This window comes from Paenibacillus sp. FSL R5-0914 (genome assembly GCF_038004525.1).
Taxonomy (GTDB): Bacteria; Bacillota; Bacilli; order Paenibacillales; family Paenibacillaceae; genus Paenibacillus_AQ.
The window spans coordinates 976633-990164 of the sequence record NZ_JBBORH010000002.1 but is presented as its reverse complement, the minus strand read 5'-3'; the positions used below and the strand labels follow the sequence as shown (position 1 = coordinate 990164).

Sequence of the window (13532 nt, the reverse complement as noted above, 5' to 3'; positions counted from 1 at the left end):
TGGATACACTCCTTTGGCTGGCTTACACCAGCTCTATAATCTCCGACCTTAACTGCTGCCGGCTAAGATAATCGAAATACTTGAACATCTCCAGCTTCTACCCGTATAGACAGGTGAGTTGTTGAAGGTTCAAACGGATTTATTGGCTGAATTTTGGCATTCCCATCGTCAAACCATGGCTCTGCTGAAGTATAATTGGCAGGCAGCGTAACTTTGGCTTCTGCCAACGTCTTCCCTTCATTATGCACATAGAGGAACGCACCTCTGTCTTCTTCAACTTCCCACTCGGAAAGATCAGCGCGGACACCTCCGCTTACTTGCACATTCGGCTGTAGCTTCAATTCCTGCTGTAAAAGATCGCGCACCAACTGGAGCGTTCCGGTATGTCCATCCTGCCAGTAGGCAGCCGCAAGTAAGGTACCGAACCACACAGCACGCCCATTTCCATAAGCAGCGGCCGTCAACACAGGCATGTTGTCCTCGGCAAATTCGGCTAGGACCTTCACATGACTTTGCAGCGAAATATCTGATTTGTAATAGGAGCCGTGTGCCTTATCATCTGCGGCTGCTTCCCCTTCCTTGCTGTGCTCCATTACATTAAGGAGTGGGATCGCCGTCCGTGATTCGAATGCTACCTGATGATAGCTATGATCCAGATTCTCGGCAGAATGAATCCAAGTCTCCCGAACCCCAAAGACTTCATCAAATCCGTAACCGGGAACTGTATAGCTGTGACAGCCATTCTCTGCCTGAAGCGCGCCGAAGGAGCATTCCGAAATCAATATGCCTCCCTTTTCTACCCACTCACGCAGGAGGTCACACAGTTTACGGTTCAGATACAGTGGATAAGGCATCCACAGGCAGCGGTATTGCTCCAATGTCTTTTCCGTAACATCCGACTCATGCAGAAATTCCACTTTATAATTAAGATCATGTAGCAGTTTATGGACGCCTTGAAGGGAATCGTTATAGGTGTCCAAATGATCATGGGCAGCAAAGTTTGCGATTTGGTTCTGTGGGCTGAATAGAATAGCAATCCCGTCCCCACGCCGTTTTGCCTGTAAAAGCTCTTGCTTATTGTCTTGCACAAGCTTATTTAGTTGGGCCATATCCTTGTACCATGGGGTTGGACTGCCGTCCAAATACACACTACCCCAAGCCGGAGCCTCCTGTCCTAATACCTCCGGTCTATACTGCCAGAACAGATATCCCGTGATGCCACGGGCGAGCGGGGTCAGAATATGCTGCTTCATTTCTCGCAGCTCCGGCTGGCGCGGTTTCATCGCCGTATTGCCAGGCAGCGCATGAATCTCTGAGTTGATGATCGGTTTGCCTTTGGCGGCAGAGATCAGTAGATCAGCCGACCAAGCTGAGGACCCTAGGCTATTGCCTGTCAGGTCACAGGGCTCAGCCAGCTTAAAGTCGTCTGAACCTGCTGTAATCATATTAAAAATAGGAGCTGGCACAGTATGTGCCATAACAGGATGCAGCAGATCCAGTGACTTCACAGTATCTACCCGGCTCCGCAGCTCATCTGTTAAAGTACCGGACATGTACAGCCGCCAGTCCACCAAATCATTGAATACGCCTTGCCCACGCGGTGCCTCTACTTCCTCCCAGCTTCTGTAAGTCCGCTGCCATGATTCGTTCAGAGCTTCCAGAGCAATATATTTATTTTTCAGCCATTCTTGGAATGCCAGCACTGAGTGCTCGCAATAACATACCTGGTTGTCAAATGACAGCTTGCGCTTAATCCCTGTCGTCAGCTCAGGCTCATTCCATAAATCCCACACCCAGAGTGCAGGATGATCTTTGAAAGTCTTCACTGTTTCCGCCAGAAATTTCGCCTTCTCCGTGGCTGCAGCTGCATGGTGATAACAAGGTCCAGGAGCTCCGCCAATCTGGCGGCAGTTAATTGCCCTTGGTTCCAGAACGGAACCGTCTGCTGTGATCATTTTGGAATCAGGATGTTTTTTATAAAACCAGGCTGGCGCCACATCGAAAATCACGTTCAAAATGACCTTTAAGCCATTCTGTTCAGCAATATCCATCAGCTCCTGAATATCATCGAACTGGTAGATCCCTTCTTTGGACACGCTGGCGCGCCACTGCACCCAATACTTCACACAATTGAAGCCCTGCCCGGCAATATTGCTTAGGTCTTTCTCCCATTGATCCCGGAATGGGGTTGGGGAACGGTAATATTGAAACCCGAATGGAATAAATGATTTTTGTATCAAGGGTACTCCTCCTACAGCGTTCAATTTCGATGTCATGTATTTATAAAAGCGCTTACCGCTCTTTTACGGTTAAAGTCTATCACAGTACATTTTGCAAAAGTTAGGATGGAATCCTATGAAACGGTTTGTTAAGCTGTTGAAATGTTTAGAACTTCCGCTATGCGGACATTTTTGTACTTAGCCACCGGTGAACATACTGCGAAATCGTTTGTGATCCTGACAACTGAGAAATTACCGCTCCTCTAAAAGAGGTTTCATGTTTATAATGACTGTAAGACATATTAGAAACTACTTCGAGGTGAGGCCAATGTTGAAAGCGCTTATAGTAGATGATGAATATCTCGTCCGTATGGGCATCACCCAAACCATAGACTGGGCAGAATACAACGTCGAGATCATAGGAGAAGCCAGCAATGGTGAAGAGGGTTTGGAGCTTGCACTACAGCACCGCCCGGATGTGATTATTACCGATATCCGTATGCCGTATATGAACGGTCTTGAACTTATCGAGAAAATACGGGAGCAGGACATGATCGTAGGCATTGTCGTACTTAGCGGTTATGACGAATTTCAATATGCGCAGGCTGCATTACGTTATGGTGCCTCCACCTATTTGCTGAAGCCCATTAATATAGAAGAACTCGCAGATACAGTACGAAGCGTTGGCGAAGAAATTCTGGGGAAAAAGCAACTCTCCAAGCGATATTCACAGCTTAATGAGGAAATTGCCGCGATATCCAAACAATTCTGGCAGGATTTACTGCATGGCCAGCTGCATAGTGAGGAATTCATTACCAGCAAAATAAAGCTGCTGGAGCTGCAATTGGAACCAGGAAAAGCTATGCTGCCGCTGTCCATAGCCTTCCCTGCTGATAATGGTCTTCAAGGAACTGATGTAGGCAAAGCGTTGGAGGATGAAGCAGCGGTTATTCTGGAAGCGTATTCTTTTGAACAGCTCTGTCTATTCCGCGATAGTCATCTGGAGTGGGTTATGATTCTCCGAACCGATGAACCTGAGCTTGCCGGCGATTCTGCCCGCAGATTAGGTAAGCAGCTATCGGAATGGAGCCAGCAGCACTTCGGCCAGGCTCTTAGCGTTGGCATCGGCAAACCAACTGAAAAATGGAACGGAATCGTAGATTCATACAAACAGGCTGTGCTTGCTGCGCAGCGTGCATTGTCTGGTATTGAACGCGTGTTGTACGCTGAGGAAGAGGCCGGAGCTCGATGCCGGCGTGAAATCAGAGACGCCCTCGCTTTTATCCGGGAGCATTATGCTGGGAACATTACCGTGGAGATGGTTGCTGCTGCTGTGTTCGTCAGTCCAACCCATTTAATGCATCTATTCCGCAAAGATTTGAACAAGACTTTCTATGAATGTCTGACGGAATATCGGATTGAAACAGCCAAACGTATGCTACGCAATCCGATGTACCGGGTCTATGAGGTGGGCAATCAGGTTGGTTTCACCGACTCCAAATACTTTAGCCAGATTTTCAAAAAGATGACGGGCATCCCGCCGAGCGAATATGCAAAAACCTATGGTTAAGCTAACGATGGCCAACCGGATGGATTCTTGGATGCGGAGGTTCAAGATCAAAAGTCGGATTGTTGTTGTCCTGTTAGTGGGATTGTCTCTGCATCTGGTGCTGATGCTTGTTATTTTCAACTTCTATTCCTATACCTATCTGCAGAAGGATCTGTATCGCCATGTGGTCCAGACTCAACGCCAAATTGGGCTCAGTGTGGAGTTGATGGTCGATGACATTCAGATGTTGTTCCTGCGATTTCTGGTGAACAGCGACATTTACCAGATCATTAATAACGATTCCCTGCCGGCAGCAGACAAGGAATTACGGATCGGGGCTATCATCGACGGTATGCTGGCACAGAATGATCTGGTGGGCAATGTAATCATCAACACCAATGATAATATGCTTTACTCTTATCAGTCCAAGGAGCAGATGCTCGAGGTTCCCGAAGCCTTGTTCATTAAACGTATACAGGAGAGCAGCATGCCTGTTGTCGGTGAAATCAAACGGGATGGGGACGGCAATGCCTATATCCCCTTCGGACAGCAATTCCGGAACTTCAATACGGGGCAAAATATCGGGGTCGTCATCATCTATGTCAGAGAAGCCGCCTTGGCAGATCTTTATTCCTCCAGTTTCACTGGCATTGGCTACTCCTTCCTGACTTCCAGCGAGCGGATTATATCTCACCCCGACAAGCGGCTCTTGGGCAATTTTTTGGAGGAGAACGCACCTCTTCGCCCGGGTCAGAAAGAAGGCTACCGCACCTGGTCAGATAACGGGAATTCCTATATCATTGCTACTTATCCTTTGAATCCTAGGTTGGAAACGCTTGGCGTTAGCTGGGAGTTCACCAGTGTGATTTCTAGCCATAAGTTGCTGGAGGGAATTGCCAAGGGTAACCGAAATGCCCTTCTTTTCGCCAGTGTTACCTTCATTGTCCTACTGATTCTTTCCTTTTATCTGGCGGCCAAAATCACCCGACCACTACTGAACTTGAAGAAGAAGCTGAGTCTGTTTGGCAAAAAAGACTTAGCAGCTGTCTATGAGCAGCGGGCACAGGTCGATGAGATTTTCCAGCTAGAGAACAGCTACTATCAGATGGTAGAACGGATCAGCCAATTAATGCTTGAAAAAGATGAGGAAAAAGAGAAGCAGCGCAAGGCGGAGCTGACTGCGCTACAGTCGCAGATCAATCCTCATTTCCTCTACAACACGTTAGATGCGATTGCCTGGATTGCCCGGCTGAAGAAGCAGCCCGACATTGAGCGGCTGATTTCTTCTCTGGCGACCTTTTTTCGGATTAGCCTGCATAAAGGCGATAAATTCGTTACTGTCGACGAAGAAATCCGTTTGGTGGAGAGTTTTGTGACGGTCGAGCAAATGCGTTTCCCGAATAAATTCGAGATTGAATACGATATTGAGGAATCGCTGCGCAAAGTCCGCATTCTAAAGCTGATTCTTCAGCCTATCGCAGAGAATGCGATCAAGCACGGCATCAGCGAGAAACGTGGCATGGGCAGAATCTGGATTAAAGGCGAGCTGCTGGAGGATGAGATTCGCTTTACAGTGACGGATGATGGAGTCGGCTTTGCCAACGGCGCGACACTTAGCCAAGCTAAGGAAGATGTGCTATTCCAGAGCGGATATGGGTTGCGAAATGTGGACGAACGGATCAAGCTGGAATACGGTCCTCAATATGGGCTAAGCATTTCCAGCACTCCGGGGCAAGGCACAACGGTTACGATTAGCTTGAAGAAGGAGCTGCCCAATTAACTAAGATTGTTAATGAATGCGGACACTATAAAGAAATCGATCTTTTTGAGAAATAGGTGGTAATTTCACTTTACTCATAAAGAGCGATTTCTTTTTTTTTTACGTTTGAGTAGTGTAAATAGTTATTCTGTTCAAAACGGAGGAGAGAACGAACCGTCTGTGGGCTAGCGGTTCAGCAGAAAATAATGTAGTAGAATGCCCCTAGAAATAGAATCAGCGACAGCAATGGACGAGAAAATAAAGCCCTGGACTGTCGCTATTACGTTTTAGTAACGTTTCCCGTTTGCTCAATGCTGTCAATACTGGTTTAGTAAATAATATCGTGTTGTTCCCCGTCTTTGGGATCGTTAATAACAACCCACTGTTCCTCAACTATGTTTAGTTCCTCATTGCAGAATTCCATTGCTTCTTCTAATGTTTCATAACAATAGTCAGCATTTGCACCCTTATTTTCATGAGTTTCAAATAGAAATAAATAAACACGATACTTTGATTCATAAATCATTACCTTACTTATGTCCCCTATTGGTTCTGTAAGAAGAGCATACATTCTCATATTTTCACCCCATATGTTCTATTGCATTATCTTACCATAACGTTATCCAGCCCAATAGTTGAACAAGCCCCTACGAAGTAGATTCGCTGTGATCGGTTCCCACCCAAGTAGATATAAGCACTGCTAGCCAGTGACCTTTTGCAGATTTTAGCGGGTAACCTGAAATTCCAATGCTTCATAGATTCTGTCTGCCATTCTGCTGCCATTCCGACTGCCAATCTTAGTCTTTCATCGTGGAGTTAATTTTCAAATACAACTGTTTCAGCGGATTAACAATACTGCCACTAAGCATTGAAATCAGCAACCAGAACACTATGAACACGACGATGTTTAAAACGATCATTAAATACTTAAATGTCCGCAGCTCTGCATTCATCCCGTCTGCAGAGATATAGGTGACAATCCGCTCGTCCGATTCGGGCAGCGGATAGAGCAAAATCAAGCCGTCGGCCGTTTCACGCTCCAACAAATCCATAGCACCGCTACTTGAACTATCTTGTTCTTCCGGCATAGCTGGATTATCCTTCTCCGGTGTGGTCAGCGCAGTTCTAATTTCTTGCAGTCGCTTCATGGGCACATCCGCCGCATTCAGCAGCTTTCCGTTACTTGTCAGCAGATAAACTTCATTCTCGCCGTAGATCGTATTCTTGCCTGACAGGTAGAAGCTGTACAGCTTGTCAATCTCAACTTCGAGCGAGAGCAGACCTAAAATTTGCCCCTTCGTATTCTGAATTTTTACCTCAAGTAGCAGACGGTCGCGCAGATCAGAAGGCGCGTTCATCAGATGTTCCCGGTTCAGCACCGTCCAGCGTAAAGTCTGTTCCCGGTTATCCAGAAATTGTTCCATCCCCGGAACCTTCTTGATCTCTGCAAAGGGGAGAAGCCCCGACACATTGCTCGAGGAGTAAGTCCCTCCTGCTTCACCCCAAATATAAATGCCGAGAATGTCACTGCTAGAGGAGCGAATGCCCTCAAGTATCGGAGAAATTGCTCCGTCGTACGCTGGTTTTTTCAGAGCGTTTTGTACCACCTGATTGTTGGAGATAAGCTTGGAGGTCTCCTCCAGCCAGTTCATGAACAAAAGAGTATTCTTATGCTGCTGGCCAGTGTATTGAACAGATAACTGCCGCAACATATCCAAGCTTCTATGCTCCATAGTACGGTACAAAATGAAACTCGAAGCGACAATGTAAACGGTAATAAACAGCACCAGGACAAGGCGGATGTTGCGGCCAAATGATCTGAACATATAACTCCCCATCCCCCTCTGGTGTATGAATCAACGAAACGAAGATCAATTGAAATCAGACTATCAGCTAAAGTGACTAATGTCGATCTCCTTATAAAAAGAACCTGCAGCTGTCAGCAGCACTTCATGATTAGGCAAGATAATTGTAATTGACGAACCGGCTGGCCAGTTAGCTTCAAAATGGAAGTTTTTATGTCCCGCTTCTGAATGGATTTCCCATTTTACATGTATTGGACCCAGACTTGTGCTTACGATTCCACTGGCCTGTTGCAGTTCGCCGCAATGTGGCTTTACGGTTATTCCCTCTATCCCTTGCTGGACACCCAATATCCCTCTGGTGAACTCAGTGATCGGCAGCGCGCTCCAGGCGTGACAGTCACTTCTGGTTCCGACAGAGTCCATTTCTGGGAGTGTAGTGAGGTTCAAATCCAGCTGTTTCATCCAACGAGCCCATAGTCCGAAGGAGCGGTCATACAATCCGCAATGTTCCAACGCGCGAAAAAGATAATAGCTCATCGGCAGCGAAAGTTTAGCCAGTGATGTGTCAGCCATTGTAGCCTCTAGTAGTGCTGCCCCCTCTACAATGTCCACCGTGCCAGCTAAAATCGCCCAGACCTGCGTATGCTGGCTCAGTTGCGTTTCCGCTGTTGCCGCCGGACTGTCGCGGAACATCAAGCTGTTCGATTGGCGACAGCAATCCAGTACCGCAGCGTTGACCGCGGCTTTGCGCTGACGCAATTCAATTGCAATCTGCGTCCACCCGCTGGCGGCAAGCAATTCAGCCGCTTGCTCCAACGCGTTCGCATACATCAGGCTAAGCACGGTTGCAGGTGCATCATCCGTACAGTCTGGTGCACCAAGTGGCCATTCTTCTACCCAGTCGAAATAATTCCAATATTGGCGAGGTGTTCTGTCCACCAGACCCTGCGGTGTCAGTCGCTGATCGAACCAGTCCAATACGGATAACAGTGGCAGTCGATACCGTTTTACGATATCCAAATCCCCAAAGGATCTGTAGTGGTCATGAATCATCCCGATCCAATACAAGGAGAAGGAGGGGATGACCTGTGGCAGTACGGAGGGGAAGCGGCTTTGCAGCATGCCGTTTGGCAGCTGCGAAGCCCTATAATCTTCCATTGCCCTCTGTGCCAATCGGTCGTCTCCTGACAACAGGTACGTAAACTCCATCATCAGTTTGGTATCCATGGTATATTGCAGCTGTTCATAATACGGCGTATCCTCGTAGGTCTCATGCATGCAGCGTTGTAGGGTTCGGACACTCAGCTCCCAGAGCTGGTTATATCGTTCATCGTTGCAATGAAAGCTTCCTTCCGCCAGTAACGGATACCCAGTCTCTCGATAACTGAAGCCGGATATCGTCAAAGGTTCAGCTCCAGTATGCACCTCCAGTCGGACATACCGGAAGGTACGAAACCAGAACGGTTCATAGGTTTCCATCTGCACCGAGGTGCCATAACCGGCTGGGTGGTAGCTGTCATATCCGCCTCTTAGTACATGCTCCCGCATATCATCGCGGACAGCTTTGCGGCGGATCTCGTCATCCCCAGTCTCTTCTTCGTAGCACTCGGCGTAAAGCAGGGTGATCCGGCTACCTTTCCCCCCAAGAAGCTTAAGCTGCGGATAAGCTGTGATTAGCTCACCTGCATCCAGCTCCAGCCAGAGTTGCTGTCCCGCTTCCACGTGTATTCCTGCTAATGGCGTCGAGGCTCCACCAGCTTCATTCCGCAGCTCCAGACTATGCCCGTTTTCAAAAAGGGCTTCCCCTTCACCACTGCTGCTGCGCATCAGCTTCAGGAAGAGTTGCTCGCGCTCATACAGCAGCGGAATCGGTCGCTCCGCCAATTGCCAGGGGGTTAATTGACCATAATCATCCCGCACCGGCTGTACAATCCCTGCGGCTAGCCAGGCGCTGTCGTCATATTCCGGCAGAGTCCATTCCAACAGCGACAAGTCCCCCTCCACCTCTTCCAATCCGCCCATCCAGCGCATAATCGGAAACGGCTGAAGCCGGTAGCTGTGGTCCCTAATGCTTTTCCATGAGGTATCCGTATTGAGTTCCTGCACAAGCTGCCCATTGTTCATAACATCCGCTTCTACAAGCAAGCCGCCTTTTTGCGAGCGCCAAATCGATAGAGGACCGTCTTCACCCAACTCAAATGGCGAAGTCCCAGCATAATGAACTACCACAACAGCAATCACATTTATACCTGGTTGTAAAATGTCGTCCAAACTGAACTCCTCATAATAGTGTACATAACCATGACCCTTGCAAGGACCGGCCCATAAACGCTGCCCGTTAACAAAGAGTCTGTAGCGACTGTCAGCAGTAATGGCCAAATTCAGACTGTAAGCCCTCCCGGCTCCAGCTGGCAGCTCAAACATTTTGCGAAAATACACCCGCTCGTGTTGCTCCTCCCAACTTTCTGTCCCTTCCTCATCCAAAGGCCAGATCCATCGCGCGTTCCATTCTCCCCATTCTTTTGCTGCCATATAATGCACCTCTCCTTTATCCCTTAGAGTAGATTTGGCAATCTACGCAGAAACGGCATCGCCGCCCTTCAGAAGGTCGACGCCGCCGTTTGACTGTGCTTATTTCACCTTGTCGAGATAATCACGTTGGAATTCTTCAGCAGCCTTAGTTAAAATCTCCAGTGGATCTGCGTTTTTGTCCGTTAGGACAGTTTGCAGTACAATATCCAGCTTCTGGTACAATTCCTGAGCGTTGACCGGCTCTTCTGCCCGCATGCCTTTGCTGCCGTTGTCCATATAATCACGGAACAAATCCAGGTTCACATTGTTGTATTTGTCGAGAATCTTCTGTTCTTCACCAATCCGTTTCTCATCTGTCCAAATCCGCAGGCCGTAAGGGCCTACGATCAGCCCCTGATCACTCAGTGTCTTTTTCTCGATATCCCAACCAGTTAATGCCTCTTCTGAGGACTCCGGTGTGAAGCCGTAGGTTTTTAGCCATTTGAATCCAGCATCAATCTGCTCAGGGGTTACATTAGGCGAGAACATATATAGACCACCGCCGAGCAGAGTTACAGGTTTCCCGATCGGTCCAACTGGAAGGGCGGACATTGCTACATTATCTTTAGACATTTTGGTCTGCTGCTGGATGACTGGAGGCCAGTCATTCATGCCGAAGCTCATAGCGACTTGATCGGTTCCGAACATGCGGAACATGTCATTCGTAACATCCACCAGATTATTGTCCGGCAGGACATCATATTTCCATTTCAAGTCCTTCACATATTGCAGGGCCGCCGCTGCCTCTGGAGAATTGAACACCGCTTGCCATTTTCCATCCACCTGTTTCTCGAATTCCGCGCCGTAAGCCCAAGCAATGTTCATGAACATCCAGCCGCCCTGGCCGCTTTTGGTTGGCAGGAAGATTCCCGCCTTACCGGTCTTTTGCTTGATGATCTGCGCAGTTTGTGCCAGCTCTTCATATGTTTTAGGGAACTTTGGTATGCCCTTATCGTCCAGCAGTCCAGCTTCCTTGAAGAGATTCATATTGTACAGCATCCCCATCACGTAGCCGTCCTTCGGAATCCCGTAATATTTGCCGTCCTTGGTCACCATCTTCAGCAGATCTGGATTGATCGCTTTGTCATAGCCATATTTTTTCATCGTATCCGTGATATCTGCCGCGTAATTTGCCTTAATGATTTTGCTAGTTTCTGTAAAAAAGGTTTCGTACACCGTAGGAAGCTGACCGCTAGCCGCTTTAGGCAAGAAAGAGCTGACATCATAACCCCATTCATCCTTGTCCACAGTGATATCTGGATAATTAGCTTTCATCTTCGCCATGAGCTGCTCATACTGGGCAATTTTGGCTTCCTCATTCGGCTTCGGCCAGTTGCTGACCTTGATCGTCACCTGTTTGTTGCTCGCTTCCTCCGTATTCACTCCGGCGTTCTCATCTTTGGAGCCTCCGCAGCCAGCCAGACCGGCCGTAAGGAGCAGCGTTAGCGCCAGTGTAGCTGTAATTTTTTTGGTGTGTTTGATTCTCAATGTAATTCCCCCTAGTCTTATTGTTAAAGCATTCTTCACAACATGTAAAGCGCTTTCTTTTAAATCTGAAATCATCTTACCACGCACCTTCTGCAGCACCCTACGGGGCAAAGCTGTGAAATGGTTTGTGATCGGGTGATGTTACCCTTTAATGCTGCCGCCCATGGATTGTCCGTTCATAATGTACTTTTGGAAAAAAACAAACAGAATAATCGGCGGCAGAATCGCAAACGTCAGCGCAATAAACTGAATGTCCTGCGGCAAAGTCGCTTTCAGATTATAGATGGCCACAATGACCGACCAGGTCGATTTATCCTTCAGCACCATAAAAGGCCAGAAGAAGTCCTGCCAGACACTGTTCATCGTTAGTATCGTAATTGTGGCCATAACTGGTCCGCTAAGCGGGAGGATTATCCTGATAAAAATGCCGATGGTGCTCGCTCCGTCAATTTTGGCCGCTTCCAGCAACGCCAGTGGGATGGTATCAAAAAAGTTCTTGAAGATCAGAATTACCACTGGATTCACGGCAGCCATAAACCACATCGGCCAGTAGGTATTGGTCAGATTCAAGTGCAGCAGTGGAAAATCAATCAGGTTTTTGAAAAGCGGCACCATACCGACTGTATTCGGAACCATCATAGTCCACACGATCAGGGCAAACAGCAGTGCACTCCCTCGAGGCTTCAGCTTAGAAAAAAAATATCCTGCCAGCCCGTTAAACGTAAGACAGAACAGTACAGAACCGACAGCTAAGTAAGCCGTATTCAGATAGTAACTGAGAAAGTTAAATTCCTGCCAGGTCTCCCATAGCTTGCTTACATTGAATGAGCGAGGAATCAGGGTAGGCGGGATCGCATAGAACTCTTTGATGTCTTTAAGACTCGAAACCATAATCCAGACCGGAGGCAGAATACAGACGGCGGCAAGCACAATCATCAGAATGAACATGCACCAATACAGCACGCGTACCCAAGGTGACCTGTATTCTATATTGCCGATAATGCCAAATGCTTCTTTTGTTTTCATAGCTTCTACTCCCTGTTCAATTTCTTATCCAGCCGGAAATATATAATAGTTAGCACCATCAGGACAAGGAAAGTAATAACCCCCAGCGCCATGGAATGGCCTGCTTCAAAACTCCGGAACGCATAGTAATAGCTTTGGAGCATTAACGTCATAGAGGCGTTGTTCGGCCCACCTTCGGTCATAACCAGAGGCTCGTTGAAAATCTGGAATACACCGCTGATCTGCAAAATCATCATCAATCCGATCATGCTGGAAATTTGCGGAATGGTGATGCTTTTAAATCTCCGCCATACATTCGCACCGTCGATGGAAGCCGCTTCGTACAGATCATGATTAATGCTTTGCAGACTGGCTAGATAGAGCAGCACCGTTCCCCCGAAATTCCGCCAGGTAATCGTGAAAATAATCAGCATAATCGTCATGTCCGGGTCCTGAAGCCACTGCTGCACCGGGAATCCCAGAGCGCTCAGCATAATATTCAGCACGCCGCCCTTCCCAGGCTCAAACAGAAACATCCATAACATCGAGGCAGCTATGCCGGGAACCATGCTCGGAAAAAAGACCGAAAAGCGGAAGAACGATTTCCCATGCCTGAGCTCATTGATCACAACTGCGACTATAATGGGTACAGCAAAACCGATCAGCAGCGACCAGAACACATACACAAAAGAGTTGGTCAGTGTCTGTTGAAACGCTGAGTTCTGTATCACATCCTTGTAATTCTGCAGTCCGGCAAAGCTTACGGCATTATAACCCTCTGTATTGAAAAAAGAGAGCACAATGCCCTTGACGAGCGGCTGCCAGGAAAAAAAGAAAAAGGCAAACAGCGTAGGGACAATTAATATCCAAGATGACCAATCTCTAAATAGACGCCGCACAGGATAACCTTTCTTTTTCTTAGTCATTAAAGGATTTAGTTCAGTGGTTTTTCCAATCATGCTCCTGTCCTTCCTTCCTCCCGAAGCCAAGAATTCACTCCGGTCAGGCGTTGTATAGTTGTTATATTTAAATGATAGCGCTTCCTACAAAACCTCGAAATCCGGTAACCCTGCGAAAGCGTTTGTAAAGCTACTTATTTTGCTGGCAAGCAATCATGCGAGAAATATAAGAGATTG

9 protein-coding genes are annotated in these 13532 nt (G+C 47.7%); 2 read left to right on the top strand and 7 right to left on the bottom strand.

Features of this window, described 5'->3' with window-relative positions:
* Window positions 1–62: 62 nt before the first annotated feature.
* On the bottom strand, window positions 63–2240 hold the full coding sequence (locus MKX60_RS20585; RefSeq protein ID WP_341060825.1) for a beta-galactosidase: 2178 nt from the start codon (window positions 2238–2240) through the stop codon (window positions 63–65).
* Between the two features lie 307 nt (window positions 2241–2547).
* Here MKX60_RS20585 and MKX60_RS20580 point away from each other — a divergent pair, with 307 nt between their 5' ends.
* Window positions 2548–3789: a response regulator gene (locus MKX60_RS20580; protein ID WP_341060823.1), complete on the top strand. Its 1242-nt coding sequence runs from the start codon at window positions 2548–2550 to the stop codon at window positions 3787–3789.
* The gene (locus MKX60_RS20575) at window positions 3770–5548 is read left to right on the top strand and encodes a histidine kinase (protein WP_081382913.1); all 1779 of its coding nucleotides are present in this window, start codon (window positions 3770–3772) and stop codon (window positions 5546–5548) included. The genes MKX60_RS20580 and MKX60_RS20575 overlap by 20 nt, the downstream gene beginning before the upstream one ends.
* Window positions 5549–5855: 307 nt before the next feature.
* Here MKX60_RS20575 and MKX60_RS20570 read toward each other — a convergent pair whose 3' ends face one another.
* The 6 genes from MKX60_RS20570 to MKX60_RS20545 all read right to left on the bottom strand — a co-directional run bounded on the left by MKX60_RS20570 (window position 5856) and on the right by MKX60_RS20545 (window position 13355).
* Window positions 5856–6104 (bottom strand): hypothetical protein, encoded by a 249-nt coding sequence (locus MKX60_RS20570; RefSeq protein WP_042188352.1) that lies wholly within the window; start codon window positions 6102–6104, stop codon window positions 5856–5858.
* 220 nt (window positions 6105–6324) lie between these two features.
* The gene (locus MKX60_RS20565; protein WP_341060822.1) at window positions 6325–7353 is read right to left on the bottom strand and encodes a cache domain-containing protein; all 1029 of its coding nucleotides are present in this window, start codon (window positions 7351–7353) and stop codon (window positions 6325–6327) included.
* Window positions 7354–7416: 63 nt separating this feature from the next.
* Complete coding sequence (locus tag MKX60_RS20560) at window positions 7417–9864, bottom strand: alpha-L-rhamnosidase-related protein (protein WP_341060820.1); 2448 nt, start codon at window positions 9862–9864, stop codon at window positions 7417–7419.
* A 99-nt stretch (window positions 9865–9963) separates the two neighbouring features.
* Window positions 9964–11391, bottom strand: coding sequence for an ABC transporter substrate-binding protein (locus tag MKX60_RS20555; RefSeq protein WP_143759488.1), 1428 nt, complete (start codon window positions 11389–11391; stop codon window positions 9964–9966).
* 141 nt (window positions 11392–11532) lie between these two features.
* The gene (locus MKX60_RS20550; protein ID WP_076286758.1) at window positions 11533–12417 is read right to left on the bottom strand and encodes a carbohydrate ABC transporter permease; all 885 of its coding nucleotides are present in this window, start codon (window positions 12415–12417) and stop codon (window positions 11533–11535) included.
* Between the two features lie 5 nt (window positions 12418–12422).
* Entirely contained in the window at window positions 12423–13355 is a 933-nt protein-coding gene (locus MKX60_RS20545; RefSeq protein ID WP_218640913.1) for a carbohydrate ABC transporter permease, read from the bottom strand.
* Between the last annotated feature and the right edge of the window lie 177 nt (window positions 13356–13532).

Excerpts from the sequence above, each read along its gene's own strand:
- MKX60_RS20575 (WP_081382913.1), top strand. The coding sequence starts at position 3,770 with ATGCAAAAACCTATGGTTAAGCTAACGATGGCCAACCGGATGGATTCT.
- MKX60_RS20580 (WP_341060823.1), top strand. The coding sequence starts at position 2,548 with ATGTTGAAAGCGCTTATAGTAGATGATGAATATCTCGTCCGTATGGGC.
- MKX60_RS20565 (WP_341060822.1), bottom strand. The coding sequence starts at position 7,353 with ATGTTCAGATCATTTGGCCGCAACATCCGCCTTGTCCTGGTGCTGTTT.
- MKX60_RS20545 (WP_218640913.1), bottom strand. The coding sequence starts at position 13,355 with ATGATTGGAAAAACCACTGAACTAAATCCTTTAATGACTAAGAAAAAG.
- MKX60_RS20570 (WP_042188352.1), bottom strand. The coding sequence starts at position 6,104 with ATGAGAATGTATGCTCTTCTTACAGAACCAATAGGGGACATAAGTAAG.
- MKX60_RS20550 (WP_076286758.1), bottom strand. The coding sequence starts at position 12,417 with ATGAAAACAAAAGAAGCATTTGGCATTATCGGCAATATAGAATACAGG.
- MKX60_RS20560 (WP_341060820.1), bottom strand. The coding sequence starts at position 9,864 with ATGGCAGCAAAAGAATGGGGAGAATGGAACGCGCGATGGATCTGGCCT.